General features: G+C 59.4%; 14 protein-coding genes. 11 read left to right on the forward strand and 3 right to left on the reverse strand.

Going from position 1 to position 19,285, the window contains the following annotated elements:
* The first annotated feature begins 14 nt into the window (after nt 1-14).
* The 4 genes from C1N56_RS03740 to speB all read left to right on the forward strand — a co-directional run bounded on the left by C1N56_RS03740 (nt 15) and on the right by speB (nt 5,923).
* Entirely contained in the window at nt 15-1,466 is a 1,452-nt protein-coding gene (locus C1N56_RS03740; protein ID WP_031279469.1) for a TolC family outer membrane protein, read from the forward strand.
* Entirely contained in the window at nt 1,463-3,646 is a 2,184-nt protein-coding gene (locus tag C1N56_RS03745; RefSeq protein WP_021506642.1) for a type I secretion system permease/ATPase, read from the forward strand. The genes C1N56_RS03740 and C1N56_RS03745 overlap by 4 nt, the downstream gene beginning before the upstream one ends.
* Entirely contained in the window at nt 3,646-4,869 is a 1,224-nt protein-coding gene (locus C1N56_RS03750; RefSeq protein WP_394517446.1) for an HlyD family type I secretion periplasmic adaptor subunit, read from the forward strand. Before C1N56_RS03745 ends, C1N56_RS03750 begins: the two co-directional genes overlap by 1 nt.
* A 133-nt stretch (nt 4,870-5,002) precedes the next feature.
* On the forward strand, nt 5,003-5,923 hold the full coding sequence (gene speB, locus C1N56_RS03755; protein WP_021506644.1) for an agmatinase: 921 nt from the start codon (nt 5,003-5,005) through the stop codon (nt 5,921-5,923).
* A 348-nt stretch (nt 5,924-6,271) separates the two neighbouring features.
* Here speB and C1N56_RS03760 read toward each other — a convergent pair whose 3' ends face one another.
* A complete protein-coding gene (locus C1N56_RS03760; RefSeq protein ID WP_127834527.1) occupies nt 6,272-7,027 on the reverse strand; it encodes a metalloprotease LoiP in 756 nt (251 codons plus the stop codon).
* Between the two features lie 273 nt (nt 7,028-7,300).
* On the opposite strand from C1N56_RS03760, the gene tkt reads away from it, so the two are divergent.
* The 6 genes from tkt (at nt 7,301) to argO (ending at nt 14,924) form a co-directional block, all read left to right on the forward strand.
* Nucleotides 7,301-9,292: a transketolase gene (gene tkt / locus C1N56_RS03765; protein ID WP_058757105.1), complete on the forward strand. Its 1,992-nt coding sequence runs from the start codon at nt 7,301-7,303 to the stop codon at nt 9,290-9,292.
* Nucleotides 9,293-9,690: 398 nt separating this feature from the next.
* Nucleotides 9,691-10,710, forward strand: coding sequence for an erythrose-4-phosphate dehydrogenase (gene epd, locus C1N56_RS03770; protein WP_058771543.1), 1,020 nt, complete (start codon nt 9,691-9,693; stop codon nt 10,708-10,710).
* A 51-nt stretch (nt 10,711-10,761) separates the two neighbouring features.
* On the forward strand, nt 10,762-11,925 hold the full coding sequence (pgk, locus tag C1N56_RS03775; protein ID WP_058771544.1) for a phosphoglycerate kinase: 1,164 nt from the start codon (nt 10,762-10,764) through the stop codon (nt 11,923-11,925).
* Between the two features lie 104 nt (nt 11,926-12,029).
* On the forward strand, nt 12,030-13,109 hold the full coding sequence (fbaA, locus tag C1N56_RS03780) for a class II fructose-bisphosphate aldolase (protein ID WP_058757103.1): 1,080 nt from the start codon (nt 12,030-12,032) through the stop codon (nt 13,107-13,109).
* 188 nt (nt 13,110-13,297) lie between these two features.
* Nucleotides 13,298-14,173 carry a small-conductance mechanosensitive channel MscS gene (mscS, locus tag C1N56_RS03785; protein ID WP_021506650.1) on the forward strand — a complete coding sequence of 292 codons (876 nt, stop codon included), beginning with the start codon at nt 13,298-13,300 and terminating at the stop codon, nt 14,171-14,173.
* Between the two features lie 127 nt (nt 14,174-14,300).
* Nucleotides 14,301-14,924, forward strand: coding sequence for an arginine exporter ArgO (gene argO / locus C1N56_RS03790; protein WP_262264576.1), 624 nt, complete (start codon nt 14,301-14,303; stop codon nt 14,922-14,924).
* On the opposite strand, the gene C1N56_RS03795 is transcribed toward argO, so the two are convergent.
* Nucleotides 14,903-17,179 (reverse strand): FAD-dependent oxidoreductase, encoded by a 2,277-nt coding sequence (locus tag C1N56_RS03795; RefSeq protein WP_394517447.1) that lies wholly within the window; start codon nt 17,177-17,179, stop codon nt 14,903-14,905. The genes argO and C1N56_RS03795 overlap by 22 nt on opposite strands.
* A gap of 61 nt (nt 17,180-17,240) precedes the next feature.
* On the opposite strand from C1N56_RS03795, the gene C1N56_RS03800 reads away from it, so the two are divergent.
* Nucleotides 17,241-17,939 carry an IclR family transcriptional regulator domain-containing protein gene (locus C1N56_RS03800; RefSeq protein WP_021506653.1) on the forward strand — a complete coding sequence of 233 codons (699 nt, stop codon included), beginning with the start codon at nt 17,241-17,243 and terminating at the stop codon, nt 17,937-17,939.
* Here the strand turns inward: C1N56_RS03800 and C1N56_RS03805 are convergent.
* The gene (locus C1N56_RS03805) at nt 17,926-19,233 is read right to left on the reverse strand and encodes an MFS transporter (protein ID WP_141496347.1); all 1,308 of its coding nucleotides are present in this window, start codon (nt 19,231-19,233) and stop codon (nt 17,926-17,928) included. The genes C1N56_RS03800 and C1N56_RS03805 overlap by 14 nt on opposite strands.
* Nucleotides 19,234-19,285 lie beyond the last annotated feature (52 nt).

Here is a 19,285-nt window from a genome sequence, read left to right on the forward strand (position 1 = left end):
CTGGTGAACAATCGATGGATCTGATGCAATCAGGCGCAACAACTCGCCGTACCTGTAAGCTCAGCGCCCTGTGTGCTGGCATTGTGTTTTTTCACAGTTCTCATCTTATGGCTGCCAGTGATGCCGTGACGCAGGCGGGGCGCATAACCTCAGCCGGTCTGGCGCAGCAGCAGGATCTTCCCTCCTTAACCGGTCAGGTGGCCGAACCCGCGCTGGCTAACGTGCCGGATACCTTAACCCTTAACCAGGCCGTACAGCGCGCCATCCAGTGGCATCCGGACATCGCACAGGCGATTGGCAAAATGCTGGAGCAGGCCAGCCAGGTCGATGTGGCGCAGGCCAAATACTATCCGCAAATCAGCGCCGGCATGAACAACGGCTACAGCAACGCCTACAGCGAGAAAGGCTTCAGCCCGTCATTTGTGCTGTCGGTATCACAGATGCTGTATGACTTCGGCAAAGTCAGCAGTTCGGTGCGCTCCGCCGAAGCCGGGGTGGCGCAGGAGCAGGCCAGCGTGCTGGTGAGTATTGATACCGTCGCGCACGACACCGCCGCCGCGCTGGTGCAGGTGCAGGGCTATCAGCAGCTGGTGAAGATCGCCCAGGATCAGCTGACGGCGCTGAGTAAGATTGGCGATCTGGCGCGTCAGCGCAATGAAGAGGGGGCGGCATCGCTCTCGGACGCCACGCAGACTGACGCGCGTATCGAAGGGGCGCGCACCACGCTGACCCAGTATCAGGCCAGCCTCAACCGCTGGCGTGCCACGCTGGCCAGCTATCTCGGCTGGCCACTGGTGAAGAAGGTCAGCGATGCGTTTCCGCCCAGCCTGACGCGCGCCTGCGCGGTGGGCAAAGCTGACGACAAATCCAATCCAGCGGTGCTGGCGGCGTGGGCGCAGGCACGGCAGGCGCAGGCCAAACTGGATAACGCCAACGCGCAGAATTTACCCACTATTTCGCTGGAACCGCAGGTCACGCATTACCTCAACAATCACTACTCCGGCAGCGAAACGCTCGACCGCACCCAGTATTCCGCGTTCGTCAAAGTTGAGATGCCGCTGTATCAGGGCGGCGGCATTACCGCGGCGCGCGATGCGGCGGCCAGCGCGCTGCAGGCGGCCAATGCGGCGGTGAACTCGGCGCGCCTCAAAGCGCAGCAGCAGCTCAGCGAATCGCAAACCGAAGCGCTGAGCCTGTCGCAGAGCCTGGCGATCATGTCGCGTCAGCAGACGCTGGGCGAGAAGACGCAGCAGCTGTATCAGGACCAGTATCTGCAGCTCGGCACCCGTCCGCTGCTGGACGTGCTCAACGCCGAACAGGAAGTGTTTCAGACGCGCTTCGCCATGCAGCAAACCATCAGTCAGTTACGTTCACTGCAGCTCGACTGCTTATACAGCACCGGGCAGATGCGGTCAGCGTTTGCGCTGAATAACCAGCGCATCCAGTCCGTGGAGATCCAGCCATGACGCAATTACAGATTCCGGACGCACCCAATGGCAATCCCGCCAGCGCCGCCGGTGGCGAGGTGCCGCTACACGGCTGGGCCACCGCCATTATTCTCATCGCGACCCATTATCGCCTGCCGTGCTCGCCGGGCATGATCATGGCTGCCAGCGAATGGCAGGGCAAACAGTCACGTGATAAAGCGCTGCGCCATCTGGCGCGTCAGGCCGGACTGTCGCTGCAGCTGTATGAAGAGCATCAGTGGGAGATCAGCAGCTGGCGCTTGCCGCTGGCGGTGGAACTGAGCGACGGCCAGGTCGGCGTCATCACCAGCTTTGATGGCGATGACACGGTGCGCGTGCACCTGGCCGGCGATGAACAACCGGCGCCGATCGCGCTGAACACGCTGCTGCCGCAGATCCGCTACGCCGCGGCGCTGCGCCCGGTGACGGCCGCCAAAGATAGCCGTGTCGATCGCTATCTCGCTACGGTCAGACCCGACTGGCTGCGCCGTCTCGTGCTGCACGACATGCGTCCTTACGGCTACGTGATGCTGGGATCGTTCCTGATCAACCTGCTGGCGCTGGTCGGCATCATCTTCTCGATGCAGGTGTACGATCGGGTGATCCCGGCGCAGTCGTACCCCACGCTGTACGTGCTGTATATCGGGGTGATCCTCTCGGTGGTGTTCACCTATATTCTGCGCGTCGGTCGCGATCACGTCACCGATCTGCTCGGCAAGCGCGCCGATATGCGCGTCTCCGATCGCGTGTTCGGCCACGCGCTGCGGCTGCGTAACAGCGCGGTGCCGCGATCGACCGGCACCTTTATCTCGCAGCTGCGCGAGCTGGAAGCGGTGCGCGAAATGGTGACGTCGACCACGGTGACGGCGATTGTCGATATGCCGTTCTTCCTGCTGTTTATGCTGGTGATGGCGATCATCGCGCCGCAGCTGGCGTGGATCGCGCCCGTGGCAGTGCTGCTGATGATCCTGCCCGGCGTGCTGAGCCAGAAAAAACTGGCGAAGCTGGCGCAGCAAAACCTGAAAGAGTCGACGCTGCGCAACGCAGTGCTGGTGGAGAGCGTGCAGGGGCTGGAAGATATCAAGCTGATGCAGGCGGAGGACCGCTTTCTGCAGCAGTGGAACAGCTATATCCGCATCACCGCGCAGTCGGGCGTCGAGATGCGCAAAGTGATGCATGCGCTGATCAGCTGGGGCGTCACCATTCAGGGACTGGTGTACGCCAGCGTGATCGTGGTCGGGGCGCCGATGGTGATCAACGGCGATATCACCACCGGGGCGATTGTCGCCGCGTCGCTGCTGTCTTCGCGCATGATTGCGCCAATGGCGACGCTGTGTGGCGTGCTGGCGCGCTGGCAGCAGGTAAAAGCGGCGAAGAGCAGCCTCGATGCGCTGATGAATCTGCCGGTGGAGAACAGTAAAGACGAAACGCGCATTCACTGTCCGGTGCTGTTTGGCCACTATCAGTTCACCGATGCCATGTTCCGCTACTACAGCGATTCGCTGACGGTGGCGCTACGCATCAAGACGCTGACCATCAAGCCGGGTGAGCGCATCGCCGTGCTGGGGCGCAACGGCTCCGGTAAATCCACGCTGCTGCAGGCGATGGCCGGCGGCATGGATCTGGTGGGCGGCGAGCTGCGGCTGGACAACCTCAGCCTGCCGCATATTGATGTCGCGGACGTGCGGCGCAACGTCGGGCTACTGACGCAGAACGCGCGGCTGTTCCACGGTACGCTGCGGGAAAACCTCACCATGGGCGCGGCGCACGCTACCGACGAAGCGATTTTTGCCGCGCTGACGGTCAGTGGCGGGGCCGATTTTATTCGCCGTCTGCCGCTTGGGCTCGATCATCCGGTAATGGAGGGGGGCGTCGGGCTGTCCGGCGGCCAGCGCCAGTCGCTGCTGCTGGCGCGCATGTTGCTGCGCGATCCTAATATCGTGTTGCTGGATGAGCCGACCGCTTCGCTCGACGATCATACCGAGAAGGATTTTATTGAGCGGCTGGGCGCCTGGCTGAATGGCCGCACGTTGATCGTGGCGACGCACCGCGCGGCGATTCTGTCGCTGGTGGATCGCATACTGGTGCTGAAAGAGGGGCAGCTGGTAATGGACAGCCCGAAAGAGAACGCGCTGCCGGCACCGCGCGCCAGCGGAGCGGCGGGGGAGGGACAGGCATGATGAAACAATTGCCGGCAAAACTGCGGCTGGTGACCGCCGCGGAAGTGGATTCGTCCGACGATCTGCTCGGTGAACTGAAATCGGAAAGCCACTACACCGGCGCAGTGCGGCTGATCATCATCAGCACCGCGCTGATCGTGGTGGCGCTGGTGTGGGCGTGGTTTGGCATGCTGGATGAGGTCTCAACCGGCACCGGGAAGGTGATCCCCAGTTCGCGCGAGCAGGTGCTGCAGTCGCTGGAGGGCGGCATTCTCACGGAACTGTACGTGCATGAGGGCGATCGCGTGCAGGCCGGGCAGATCGTGGCGAAACTGGATGCCACACGCTCGCAGTCCAGCGTCGGCGAGAGCGCGGCGCGCTACCGGGCCGCACTGGCAGCGGCTTCGCGCCTGCGTGCGGAAGTAAACGATGATCCGCTTACGTTTCCCGCCGAGCTGAAGGGCTACCCGGATCTTATCGCGGCGGAAACCCGGCTGTATAACACCAAACGCGCCCAGCTCAATGATGCAACCCGGCAGTTTAAGGAGTCGCTGGCGCTGGCTAATCGCGAACTGGCGATCACCCAGCGGCTGGCGAAAACCGGTGCCGCCAGCAGCGTGGAAGTGCTGCGCTTACAGCGCGATAAGTCCGACCTTGAGCTGAAACTTACCGATATGCGCTCGCAGTATTATGTGCAGGCGCGCGAAGAGCTGGCGAAGGCCAGCGCCGAAGCCGACAGCCTGGCGCAGGTGATTAAAGGACGCGAAGATACCGTAACGCGTCTGACCATCCGCGCGCCGATGCGCGGCATCGTGAAAAACATCAAAGTCTCGACGGTGGGCGGGGTGATTCCGCCCAACGGTGAGCTGATGAACATCGTACCGATGAACGATCGGCTGCTGATAGAAGCACGCCTGTCGCCGCGCGATATTGCTTTTATCCATCCGGGCCAGCGCGCGGTGGTAAAAATCTCCGCTTACGATTACGCCATCTACGGCGGCCTGAACGGCGTGGTGGAAAGCATTTCGCCGGATACCATCCAGGACGAAGTCAAACCGGAGATTTACTACTATCGCGTATTTATTCGTACTGATAACGACTATGTGCAGAACAAGGCTGGCCGGCGCTTTGCCATCAGCCCGGGCATGGTATCCACCGTGGATATCAAAACCGGCGAGAAGAGCATCATGGATTATCTGGTCAAACCGTTTAACAAGGCCAAAGAGGCGATGCGCGAGCGCTAATTGCGATGCGCGGCAATCTCGGCGATAATCACGCCCATCAATCCCTTCCTCGTCGGGCCTAACGACGCGGAGGGGATTTTTTTCATCTATACCTTAACTGGCTAACCGATTTAAGGATTTAAGAGGACTCGTTATGTACAACACGCTGGGCAATCAGTACGACAACTCCCTGGTTTCTAACGCCTTCGGTTTCATGCGTTTTCCGCTGAACTTCCAGCCTTACGACAGCGACGCCGAGTGGGTGATTACCGGTGTGCCGTTTGATGCCGCAACGTCAGGCCGGCCGGGCAGCCGTTTAGGGCCGGGCGCGATCCGTCAGATCTCCACTAACCTGGCGTGGGAAGGCTGCCGCTGGCCGTGGGATTTCGATCTGCGTCAGCGCCTCAACGTGGTGGACTGCGGCGATCTGGTGTACGCCTTCGGTGATTCACAGGATCTGTCCGACAAGCTGCAGGCGCACGCGGAAAAGCTGCTGGCGAACGGCAAGCGCATGCTGACTTTTGGCGGTGATCACTATGTCACGCTGCCGCTGCTGCGCGCGCACGCCAAACACTTCGGCAAGATGGCGCTGGTGCACTTCGATGCGCATACCGATACCTACTCCAACGGCCCGACTTTTGACCACGGCACCATGTTCTACACTGCGCCGCAGGAAGGGCTGATCGATCCGCAGCATTCGGTGCAGATTGGTATCCGTACCGAGTTCGATAAGAGTTTGGGCTTCAACGTGCTGGACGCCGCGCAGGTTAATGACCGCAGCGTGGACGATATTCTGGCCGAAGTGAAGCGCACCGTGGGCGATTTGCCGGTGTACCTGACGTTTGATATCGACTGCCTCGATCCGGCCCATGCGCCAGGCACCGGTACGCCAGTGATTGGCGGCCTGACCAGCGATAAAGCCACCAAGCTGATTCGCGGCCTGCAGGGCATGAACATTGTGGGGATGGATCTGGTGGAAGTGGCACCGGGCTACGATCACGCCGACCTGACCTCACTGGCCGCTGCGACGCTGGCGCTGGATATGCTGCACGTGCAGGCGGCGAATAAAGGTTAAGCGGCAGTGCGGACGGCTGCCCTCACCCTGACCCTCTCCCCCAGGAGAGGGAACCGATCGAGCGGGCGGTGAGAACAGCACGGACTGCCCCCTCTCCCGCGAGCGGGAGAGGGTAGCGATCGAGCGGGCGGTGAGAACAGCACGGACTGCTTCCTCTCCCGCATGCGGGAGAGGGCTGGGGTGAGGGGAAAACGGCGACTACTTACCATCCGCCGCGGTGCGGACGGCTGCCCTCACCCTGACCCTCTCCCCCAGGAGAGGGAACCGATCGAGCGAGCGGTGAGAACAGCACGGACTGCTCCCTCTCCCGCGTGCGGGAGAGGGCTGGGGTGAGGGGAAGACCGGCTACTACTTACCATCCGCCGCGATGCGGTCGCGAATATGCTGCGCGCGCGACTCAGAATCCGGATGCGAGTCAAACATTGAGCTCTGGCGGCCCTGATCCAGCTTCGCCAGCTTCTCGAAGCTGGTCGCCAGACCAAGCGGATTAATGCCGCGCTTCTTCAGCAGATCGTACGAATAGTCATCCGCCTGCGACTCCTGGGTCTGTGAGAACTGCGCGTTAACCAGTTTCTCGCCCATCTCGCCCAGTTGTGACTGCGATAGCGAACCAATCACGCCGCCCACCGACGCCGCAGCATTGCGTGCCGCCGTGGTCGCGAAAGCCACCTGCATCGCTTTGCGCGTGTGGCCGAGCGCGACGTGGCCCATTTCATGGCCGAGCACGCCTTCCACTTCGTTGTCGCTCATCATATCCATCAGACCGCTATAAACGCGGATACAGCCATTGGCCATCGCCCAGGCGTTGACGTCTTTGGTCAGATACACCTTGTAGTTGGCCGGTACGCCGTTGATGTTATCGCCCAGCGCGGCGGCGATTTTGTTCAGCCGCTGCTGATAGCTGCTGTTGGCCGGCGCCAGCTGGTTCTCTTTATCCATCTGGGCACATGACTGATCGCTCAGCTCTTTAACCTGGGCATCATTCAGCGAGTAAGCCTGAAACGCCTGCGCGCCAGACTGCAACAGTGCGTTGTTATTCATTCCTTCGCAGCCGCTCAGCAGCGAAACCATTCCCAGCGCGACAACCATGGCGCGAATTTTCATATCAGCATCCTTTGAGTAACAGGTAGAGAAAACAAACACCTGAAAAACCACGCAGGTGTTTAAACGCATTGGTTATAGCGTGCCAGGGGCGGATTGGCTAGCAGACAGGCCCCGAAATGCAACCCTGAACCGCAGATTTAGCATCCTGATACATGTACTTTTGCCCCGATTTTCATGTACATTGATGTGCGACTTTTTTCTCGCTTCGCCTTATAACTCATTAATTACAATCAGTTAAGCGTGGCGGAGCATTAATCCGACCTGGAGTAGAAGATGCCCTCTCGTAAAGAGCTTGCCAACGCCATTCGCGCGTTAAGTATGGATGCAGTACAGAAAGCGAAATCGGGACATCCGGGTGCCCCAATGGGCATGGCCGATATCGCTGAAGTGCTGTGGCGTGATTTCCTGAACCACAATCCAACTAACCCGCTGTGGGCAGATCGCGACCGTTTCGTGCTGTCCAACGGCCACGGCTCGATGCTGATTTACAGCCTGCTGCACCTCACCGGCTATGACCTGCCGATGAGCGAGCTGCAGAACTTCCGTCAGCTGCACTCTAAAACCCCAGGCCACCCGGAATACGGCTACACCGCAGGCGTAGAAACCACCACCGGCCCGCTGGGTCAGGGCATCGCGAACGCCGTGGGCTTCGCCATTGCTGAGCGCACGCTGGCGGCGCAGTTCAACCGTCCGGGTCATGACATCGTAGACCATCACACTTACGTGTTCATGGGCGACGGCTGCATGATGGAAGGCATCTCGCACGAAGTGTGCTCCATCGCCGGTACCCTGAAGCTCGGCAAGCTGGTGGCGTTCTATGACGACAACGGCATCTCTATCGACGGTCACGTGGATGGCTGGTTCACCGATGACACCGCCAAACGCTTTGAAGCCTACGGCTGGCACGTGGTGCGTGGCGTGGACGGTCATGACGCCGACGCGATCAAAAAAGCGGTAGAAGAAGCCAAAGCGGTCACCGACAAGCCATCGCTGCTGATGTGCAAAACCATCATCGGTTTCGGTTCCCCGAACAAAGCCGGTACGCACGATTCGCACGGTGCCCCGCTGGGTGACGACGAAATCGCACTGACCCGCAAACAGCTGGGCTGGAACTACGCGCCATTTGAAATTCCTTCTGAAATCTACGCACAGTGGGATGCCAAAGAAGCCGGCCAGGCGAAAGAGAAAGCCTGGGACGAGAAGTTTGCTGCTTACGCCGCTGCGCATCCGGAACTGGCCACTGAGTTCAAACGCCGCGTGAACAACGAGCTGCCCGCTAACTGGCAGGCGGAATCGCAGAAGTTCATCGAGCAGCTGCAGGCTAATCCGGCAAAAATCGCCAGCCGTAAAGCGTCGCAGAATGCCATCGAAGCTTTCGGTAAGCTGCTGCCAGAATATCTGGGCGGCTCGGCTGACCTGGCGCCAAGCAACCTGACCATGTGGTCCGGCTCGAAGCCGATCAATGAAGATGCCGCAGGCAACTACATTCATTACGGCGTGCGTGAGTTTGGTATGACTGCCATCGCCAACGGTATCGCGCTGCACGGTGGCTTCCTGCCGTACACCGCAACCTTCCTGATGTTCGTCGAGTACGCGCGTAACGCGGCACGTATGGCGGCGCTGATGAAAATCCGTCAGGTGATGGTTTATACCCACGACTCTATCGGTCTGGGTGAAGATGGCCCGACGCACCAGCCGGTTGAGCAGATGGCCAGCCTGCGCACCACCCCGAACATGAGCCTGTGGCGTCCGTGTGACCAGGTAGAGTCTGCGGTGGCATGGAAATACGCTATCGAGCGCGTTGACGGCCCATCAGCCCTGATCTTCTCGCGTCAGAACCTGGCGCAGCAGGATCGTAGCGCTGAGCAGCTGGCTAACGTGGCGCGCGGTGGTTACGTGCTGAAAGATTGCGACGGCACGCCGGAGCTGATTCTGATTGCGACCGGTTCTGAAGTTGAGCTGGCGGTCGGCGCTTACGAGCAGCTGAGCGCGGAAGGTCGTAAGGTGCGCGTGGTGTCCATGCCGTCTACCGATGCGTTTGATAAGCAGGATGCGGCTTATCGTGAGTCTGTGCTGCCGAAAGCGGTTGGCGCACGCGTTGCTATCGAAGCCGGTATTGCGGATTACTGGTTCAAATACACCGGCCTGCACGGTGCCATCGTTGGCATGACCACCTTCGGTGAGTCAGCGCCAGCTGAGAAGCTGTTCGAAGAGTTCGGCTTCACCGTGGCCAACGTGGTGAAAACCGCGAAATCGATTCTGTAATTTCGCGTAAGCCGTCGCGCCGCTGCGCGTTGTAGCGGCGCGATTCATCGCGCAGTTCTGCTGCCATCCTCAGGCTTAACTACGCGCAATAGATTGCGCCGCGCCACCCATGAGCAGATCGGCGGACCTGTTATCACCTCAACCTGAAACGGTTCAATTATTCCTGCAGTAATAATTTCCAGTGCCTGAATTTGTGACACAGATCCAATAATCAGCAGCACAGTTGATCGCAATCATTCCTGTTATTCCTTCCATGCTTTATTCTCGCTGAACCGTTTCAGTTGCAGCCGTGTGCTCTCCGTCAGCAACCGTAACCGGGCAAGAATTCCCTGTACAAAACGCAGCGAAACGCTCAAGGTATTTGGCACGTTTTTTCAGGTGTGGCTGCAGGAAGTGAGATGACCATTCGTATCGCAATAAATGGTTTTGGTCGTATCGGGCGCAACGTGTTGCGTGCGCTGTATGAAACCGGTCGCCGGGCGGAAATCACCGTAGTGGCGATTAACGAACTGGCGGAAGCGGCTGGCATGGCGCATCTGCTGAAGTACGACACCAGCCACGGCCGCTTTGCCTTTGAGGTCCGCCAGGAGCGCGATCAGCTGTGGGTTGGTGACGATACCATCCGTATCCTGCATCAGGCGGAGATTGCCGCGCTGCCGTGGCGCGAGCTGAATGTCGATATCGTGCTGGACTGCACCGGCGTGTACGGCAGCCGCGACGATGGTGAAGCGCATCTGCAGGCTGGCGCGAAGAAAGTGTTGTTCTCGCATCCCGGCGGCAACGATTTGGATGCCACCGTAGTGTTCGGCGTTAACGAACAGGCTCTTAAACAAACTGACCGCATTGTCTCCAACGCATCCTGCACCACCAACTGCATTATTCCGGTGATCAAGCTGCTGGATGACGCCTTTGGCATTGAGTCGGGCACCGTGACCACCATTCACTCGGCGATGCACGATCAGCAGGTGATTGACGCCTATCACAGCGACCTGCGCCGTACCCGTGCCGCCAGCCAGTCGATCATTCCGGTCGATACGCGTCTTGCCGCTGGCATTACTCGTATTTTTCCGAAATTTAACGATCGCTTCGAGGCTATCGCGGTGCGCGTGCCGACGATCAACGTGACCGCCATTGATCTGAGCGTTTCGGTGCGCCAGGCGGTGAAGGCGTGTGAGGTCAACGCGTTGCTGCAAAACGCGTCAGAGGGGGCATTTCGTGGTATAGTTGACTATACGGAATTACCGTTAGTCTCAGTAGATTTTAACCACGATCCGCACAGTGCCATAGTGGACGGCACGCAAACGCGGGTCAGCGGTCACCACCTGATCAAAACCCTGGTCTGGTGTGACAACGAATGGGGCTTTGCTAACCGCATGATCGACACCACGTTAGCAATGGCCGCAAGCGGTTTCAGGTAAGACGCGGACTGCGTCTGGCAAAACTTATGAGAATCAACGAGAGGGTTCACCATGTCTGTAATTAAGATGACCGATCTGGATCTTGCTGGTAAACGCGTTCTGATCCGTGCCGATCTCAACGTACCAGTGAAAGAAGGGAAAGTGACGTCAGATGCACGTATTCGTGCTTCTCTGCCTACCATCGAAGCGGCGTTGAAACAGGGCGCGAAAGTGATGGTTACCTCTCACCTGGGTCGCCCGACCGAAGGTGAATACAACGAAGAGTTCTCCCTCCTGCCGGTTGTTAACTACCTGAAAGAAAAACTGAACGGCACTAACGTGACCCTGGCGAAAGACTACCTCGACGGCGTTGAAGTGGGCGCGGGTGAACTGGTGGTGCTGGAAAACGTTCGCTTCAACAAAGGCGAGAAAAAAGACGACGAAACCCTGTCGAAGAAATATGCCGCGCTGTGTGACGTGTTCGTCATGGATGCATTCGGCACCGCGCACCGCGCGCAGGCGTCCACTCACGGCGTGGGCAAATTCGCCCCTATCGCCTGTGCCGGTCCGCTGCTGTCTGCCGAACTGGAAGCGCTGGGCAAAGTGATGAGCAATCCACAGCGTCCGCTGGTCGCCGTGGTGGGTGGTTCTAAAGTGTCGACCAAATTCGACGTGCTGCAGTCGCTGGTGAAAATCGCTGACACCGTGATTGTCGGTGGCGGTATCGCTAACACCTTCGTGGCGATCGACAACAACGTCGGCAAATCACTGTACGAGCCAGACTTCGTGGAAGCCGCTAAAGGCCTGCGCGACCAGTACGGCATTCCGGTACCGACCGATTCACGCGTCGGCACGGAATTCTCCGAAACTGCCCCGGCAACCGTGAAAAAGGTTTCCGAAGTAGCGGATAACGAAGAAATTATGGACTTCGGTGACGAAACCGCACAGAACATGGCGAAACTGCTGAAAGAGGCAAAAACCATTCTGTGGAACGGTCCGGTTGGCGTGTTTGAGTTCCCGAACTTCCGTAAGGGCACCGAAATCGTTGCCAACGCTATCGCAGACAGCGACGCGTTCTCTGTTGCCGGCGGCGGTGATACCCTGGCGGCTATCGACCTGTTCGGTATCGAGGACAAAATCTCCTACATCTCTACCGGTGGCGGTGCGTTCCTCGAGTTCGTGGAAGGCAAAAAACTGCCGGCAGTTGCCATGCTGGAAGAGCGCGCGAAGCAGTAATTTTTGGGGGCAGCGCTTCGGCGCTGTCTGAAGGCTTGCCCGCTGTGGGCGAACAGATCGCATTCCCATTGGGGAGTGGACGATAAACGAAACAGGACACAACCATGTCTAAAATTTTTGATTTCGTAAAACCCGGCGTTGTCACTGGTGATGACGTTCAGAAAATCTTCAAAGTAGCGAAAGAAAACAAATTCGCTCTGCCAGCCGTTAACTGCGTCGGCACGGATTCCATCAACGCGGTACTGGAAGCTGCGGCTAAAGTTAAAGCGCCGGTCATCGTTCAGTTCTCCAACGGTGGTGCTGCCTTCATCGCCGGTAAAGGTTTCAAAACCGACAAACCACAGGGCGCTGCGATTTTCGGCGCAATCGCTGGTGCACATCATGTGCATCTGATGGCTGAACAGTATGGCGTGCCAGTAATCCTGCACACCGACCACTGTGCGAAGAAACTGCTGCCGTGGATCGACGGCCTGCTGGATGCTGGCGAAGAGCACTTCAAGAAAACCGGTAAACCTCTGTTCTCTTCACACATGATCGACTTGTCTGAAGAGTCACTGGAAGAGAACATCGAGATTTCTTCTAAATATCTGGCGCGCATGGCGAAACTGGATATGACGCTGGAAATCGAACTGGGCTGCACCGGTGGTGAAGAAGATGGCGTGGACAACAGCCACATGGACGCTTCTGCACTGTACACTCAGCCAGAAGACGTAGATTACGCTTACACCGAGCTGAGCAAAATCAGCCCGCGTTTCACCATCGCTGCGTCCTTCGGTAACGTGCACGGCGTGTACAAGCCAGGCAACGTGAAACTGACCCCAACCATTCTGCGTGATTCGCAGAAATACGTTTCAGAGAAACACGGCCTGCCGCACAACGCGCTGGACTTCGTGTTCCACGGCGGTTCCGGTTCTTCTGCTGCAGAAATCGAAGAGTCTATCAGCTACGGCGTGATCAAGATGAACATCGATACCGATACCCAGTGGGCAACCTGGGACGGCATCCTGCAGTACTACAAAACCAACGAAGCGTACCTGCAGGGTCAGCTTGGTAACCCGAACGGTGCTGACAGCCCGAACAAAAAATACTACGACCCACGCGTCTGGCTGCGTGCGGCACAATCTTCCATGGTTGTGCGCTTAGAGCAGGCTTTCAAAGAGCTGAACGCTGTCGACGTACTGTAATTTTTGCTTACCGTACAAAAAAGGCCCGAAAGGGCCTTTTTTTATGCGTCCCGTCTGGAAATCCCGGTTTATACAGCACATTTTTGGCGCTTCGCCCCATTATTGTTTACCCTTGTACTCGGGAGTGTCGGATTGAATCTGGCAGTTTTTGTACTTTCCTGCGGGAAACTCAACAACAGGGCTAACAAATGGAAGATCTTAACGTCGTTGACGGCATTAACAATGCAGGTGGCTGGCTGGTGCGCAACCAGGCGCTGATCCTCAGCTATGCGGTGAACATCGTGGCGGCTATCGCCATTATTATTGTCGGGATGATTATCGCGCGCGTGGTATCGAACGGCGTCAATCGCCTGCTGGTCGCGCGTCATATTGATGCCACCGTGGCTGATTTCCTCTCGGCGCTGGTGCGCTACGGTATCATTGCCTTCACGATTATTGCCGCGCTGGGCCGCGTCGGTGTGCAGACCGCCTCGGTGATTGCCGTGCTGGGTGCTGCCGGTCTGGCCGTCGGTCTGGCACTGCAGGGGTCGCTCTCCAACCTGGCGGCAGGCGTACTGCTGGTGACCTTCCGTCCATTTCGCACCGGTGAGTTCGTCGATCTCGGTGGCGTAATGGGGACCGTACAGAATGTACAGATCTTCTCGACCACGCTGAAAACCGCTGACGGCAAAATCGTGGTGGTGCCAAACGGCAAAATCATCGCCGGCAACATCGTCAACTTTTCGCGCGAACCTATCCGCCGCAACGAGTTCATTATTGGCGTCGCGTACGATGCGGATGTCGATCAGGTGATCGATCTGCTGCGTGAAGTGGTGGAAGCGGACGAGCGCGTGCTGAAAGATCTGGGTATCCAGATTGGTCTGAACGAACTGGCGGCATCGTCGCTGAACTTTGTGGTGCGCTGCTGGAGCAAAAGCGGTGATCTGCAGAACGTCTACTGGGATCTGATGAAGAACTTCAAGCGCACGCTGGATGCGCACGGTATCGGTATTCCTTATCCGCAGATGGACGTGCACCTGCATCAGGTGCAGAGCGAGGCGCAGCAGCCTGCGCGCAGCGAGTAAGTATCAGGGCACCGGTGGGTGCCCTTTTTTATCAGTTACGCTAATGACCGATTAATTCTTTCCATTTCCGCTAATATCCGCGCCTCACTATACTGCACAGCAACACCCCTTTTTCAGGAAATCTTCCGTGTTATCTGTTTACTTACAAGGGCTTGCCCTTGGTGCTGCGCTGATCCTGCCGTTGGGTCCGCAAAATGCCTTCGTCCTGAACCAGGGCATTAAGCGCCATTACCATTTGATGACCGCGTCGTTGTGCACACTGAGCGATATTGTGCTGATCTGTGGCGGAATATTTGGCGGCAGCGCGCTGTTGCAGCAGTCGCCGGTTCTGCTGATGCTGATCACCTGGGCTGGCGTGGCGTTTCTGCTGTGGTATGGCTGGGGCGCGCTGCGCAGTGCCTGGCAGGGCGATGTCACGCTGGCGTCAGAGGCGGCGCTGAAGCAGGGGCGCTGGCGCATTGTCGCTACTATGCTGGCGGTGACCTGGCTCAATCCGCATGTCTATCTCGACACCTTCGTGGTGCTCGGCAGCCTCGGCAGTCAGCTGCCGTCGGCGGAGGCGCGCCGCTGGTTTGCTTTCGGCACCGCCAGCGCCTCGCTGCTGTGGTTTTTCGGTCTGGCGCTGCTGGCCGCCTGGCTGTCGCCGCGCCTGCGCACCGTGCGCGCGCAGCGCATCATTAATTTGCTGGTGGGCGGCGTGATGTGGTTTATCGCCCTGCAGCTGGCGCGTCAGGGCATCGCCGGCTGGTGATGCACATGCAGGCCGTAAAGCGCGGGCAGGGCGCCTGCGCTGGCCAGCAGCTCCAGCCGAATCTGGCGGAACGTGGTATCCGGGGGCAGCGCATGATGGCACAGCGAGTGATGATTATCGCTGACCTCGGCCAGCAGCCTGTCATCCAGCCACAGGCGATAATGGGTGGTACAGTGCGGCGTCACCGCCTGCGCATGGCCCATCTGCACCGTTTCCATCGCATGATCGAAATCGTTATCGAACAGCAACGTAATCTGGCTGGCGCGCTGCGCGTCCGGCCACTGCCAGCACACCCACGGCTGGCGATCGTCCGCTGCCGGCAGCCAGCCGTTGGTGTGACTTTCCGGCCGCAGTTTACCGTTGAGCAAATAGTCGCAGTGCCACAACCGCAGCGGCGTCGCCAGACTAAACGCGATCAGGATCTGATTAGGCGCGCGGCGCGGTAGCCAGAAATCAAACTCATCCACGCCGTAATCGCCGTCGTTTATCTGCCGGGTGCGTTTCGCGACGCGCGGATTGAGGCTGTTGAATACCATCATGATGCCCGGCAGGCGCTGACGGGTGAGCGCCACTTCAACCGACGGATTTTCTTCAAAGGCGATAAACAGGTAGCGATCGCACTCCGCACGGTAGTCAAACGGCAGCGAATACGCCTCTTCACCGTCGATATGCAGGCTGTGCGTGGCCAGCAGCCGATCGCCGCAGGTATTGGCCGGATTGTCGCTGGTCAGCAGTGAAACCTGCAGCGTCTGCGCGGATGACGCCCGCAGCTGCACCGTCAGCGCCGGCAGGTGTTCTCCGGCTTTAAGCGGCAGCAGCAGGGCGCAGCGCGAGGTGAGGGCGTGCCAGCCGCCATCCGCGGGCAGGGCGTGCAGCGCGAAGGTGCTGCTGGCGCTGACCTGAGCGGCACCGGCCGGATGCGCCAGCTGCTGACGCGGAATGAACGCGCCGTGGCGCAGCAGCTGTTGCTGCAGCTGACCAATATGCTCCGGCTGCGCCAGCTGACGCGGTGTCTGGTTATGCTGCTGACACAGCGCCGCCGCGCGGCCCACCACTTCGCCCAGCACGCCACAGGTGCACATCACGCGCGCGCTGCCAAAGGCAACGTGCGTGGCAGAGATGAGCCGACCGGTCAGCAGCAGATTATCCAGCGACTGGCTGTACAGCGCCCGAAACGGAATGGTGTAAGTGCCTTTGCTGTGGAACTGGCGGCAGCCGTCGTGAGCGCTGTACACGCCGTCGGCCGGATGCAGGTCAATCGACCAGCCGCCGTAGGCCACCGCATCGTAGTGGTCGCGCTGCGCGATGATATCCTGCTGACACAGCAGAGTATCGCCGAGAAAGCGTCGGCTCTCGCGCTTGCCGGGAATCAGCCCGACCCATTCAATGGTCAGCGTGTCGGCATCGGCAAACTCGCCGGAGTTTTTGATGTAATCCCACACGCCCCAGACAATTTTCCACAGCTCCCACTTGATGGTTTCGCTTTCATGCACGGTATCCAGCCGGCCGCCCCACTCAAGCCACCACAGATCGCAGCCGTTGAGATCGGAGCTCAGGCGTTTATAGCGCGGAATGGCGGTGATCTCTTTCAGCGCAAAGGAGGGCGGTACAAAGCGCACCGGCTGCGCGCTGCGTTTGGTATAAAAATAAATCGAGTGGCCGAGCTTGTGGCCAAACTGCTCGCCCGGCGCCATTTTTTCGCCAAACTCCTGCGGTGATTCTGCGCCCACACGGTGCGCTGCCCCGGCCAGATAGCCGAGCACGCCGTCGCCGCTGGCATCGATAAACTGGTCGGCCGTCACGCGATAGCGGGTCTGATTGATGGCGTTGAAAGCCTGAACCGCCTGCAGGCGCTGCGCGGATTTTTCGATGTCGCTGACCACGGTATTGAGCAGCAGCGTCAGGCGCGGCTGCGCCTGCACGATGTCCAGCAGCACCATGTCGAACAGCACCGGGTTGCCCTCTTTGTTACGCCACAGGTTCTCCTCCATGATCTCGCCCATGATGCCGCCTTCACGCGCCCAGCGGTTGTTATTACCCATATGCGACGTCGCGCCGTTGGCCCACAGCCGCACTTCGCTGGAGGCGTTGCCGCCGGGGACCGGGCGATCCTGAATCAGCACCACCTGCTGGCCTGCGCGTGCCGCAGCCAGCGCGGCGCACACGCCCGCCAGACCGCCACCGGCGACCAGCACATCGGCGTGTAACGACTGCAGCGGAAAGGTACGCGCGGCCTGAGAAGAGAAAGTTTGCATCATGAGGTTACTCCCGCCTGAAGGCTGCTAAGATTGAATTTTTACCGTCACAAGGTGATTTATGTCTTCGCAACCCAACCAGAGCCTGATTGACGGAATTCGCTGCCTGCAATATCTGGTATCCAGTGACAAAGCGGTCGGCGGCCGTGAACTGGCGCGCCAGATGGGGATGAACAGCACGCGGGTAAACCGTCTGCTGATGACCATGGCGTCCATCGGCCTGACGATTCAGGATGAACACCGGCGCTATCTGCCGGGCCCGGGCATTCATGCGCTGGCGGCGCAGGCCATTCGTGGATCGTCGCTGTTTGCTTCGGCACTGCCGCAGCTGGAGGCGCACGCGCCGCGCGATATCGTGGTGGCGCTTGGCGTGCTGTGGGAGGACCAGGTCATCTACATCTGGCACTCGGAGCCCGGCGAGCGCACCAGTACCAGCCAGGCGCTGGCCGGATTCCGCATGCTGCCCGCGTGGCAGTCGGTGATTGGCGTCGCGCTGCTGGCGGCGGAGAGTGACGAGGTGCTGCGGCCACGCTTCAGTGACGAACAGTGGGCGCAGATTGCGCCGCTGCTGGCGCGCAAACGCACCGGGGATTATCTGGTGTGGCATCGCGAGGACGGCGAAATCAGTATGGCGCAGCCGATCAATAACAACCGCGCGGCGCTGGCCTTCGCTAAAATCTGGCAGGCCGATGAAGCCCAGCTGGCGCAGCGTCTGCAACAGCTGCACGCGCTGGCGAAACGGCTCATCAGCGCGCGCTGACATGGTCAATTTTTCCTACCACAAACAGATAACTGCAGATGCCAATAGCGGCCAGCACGGCGATAAAGGCCAGCGCCGGCGCGAAGTTGCTGCCGTCAATCAGGGCGCCGATGGCGATGGGCACCACGATCGATGACAGCGCGCCGGTAAAGTTAAACACGCCGCCGGCCAGACCGATCAGATGGCGCGGCGCCAGCGCGGTAACAAACACCCAGGTGATGGTCGCCAGGCCATTGCCAAAAAACGCCAGCGACATAAACAGGATGATCAGCCGCGAATCTTCGGTGTAGTTAGCACCCAGAATGAACAGCGTCAGGAACAGGCCGAGGATCACCGGCAGCTTGCGCGCCACGCTGGCTGACACGCCGCGCCGGATCATGCGATCTGAGGCAAAGCCGGCCAGCAATACGCCACAAAACGCCGCGAAGTAGGGCAGCGACGCCACATAGCCGCTCTTGATAAAGTCCATGTGGCGATACTCCACCAGATAGGTGGGAAACCAGGTGAGGAAAAACCAGAAGGTGGCGGAGATGGTGAACTGGCCAATATAGATGCCGACCAGCTTGCGGCTGCGAAACATCTGCGCCAGATCGGCCCAGCGTGCGCGCGGCGCCTGGCTGCCCTGGCGATTTTCCAGCAGTGCGCCGTTGTCACGCAGATAGTTAAGTTCAGCCTCTGATACACCTTTGTGCTGGTTCGGCTCGCGATACAGCAGATACCACACCAGCGCCCAAATCATGCCCGCCACGCCGGTAATCAGAAACAGCCCGCGCCAGCCAAACGCAGCCTGCACGTGAAACAGCAGCGGCGTCATACAGGCGAGGCCAACAAACTGTGCGGACGAGTAGATGCCAATTGCACTGGCACGCTCCTGCTCGGGGAACCAGCTGGAAATCACCCGATTGTTAGCCGGCATCACCGGCGCCTCGAAGGCGCCGACGCCGAGGCGCAGACCGAACAGCGCGCCGAAGCTGCTGGCAAAAGCGTGCAGCGCGGTGATCAGCGACCAGGCAAACAGCCCCGCGCCGTATACCAGCCGCGCGCCGAGACGATCGATCAGGAATCCGCCGGGAATTTGCAGCGCCGCATAGATCCAGCCGAACGCCGAGAAGATCAGCCCCATCTCCAGCGGCGTGAAGCGTAGTTCACCGGCCATCTGCGTGGCGGCCACCGACAGGTTGGTGCGATCCATGTAGTTAATGATGATGTTGATAAACACCAGTGCCAGCATCATAAAGCGTGTGCGTCCGGCTCGCACGCTGACCGCGCTTTGGCTAAGTGGCTGTTCTGTCATAATACAACTCTCCCGAGGGGCAGAAGTGTTTCTTTAATAGAAACGCAGGCGG

This window comes from Pantoea sp. SGAir0175, from assembly GCF_043547855.1.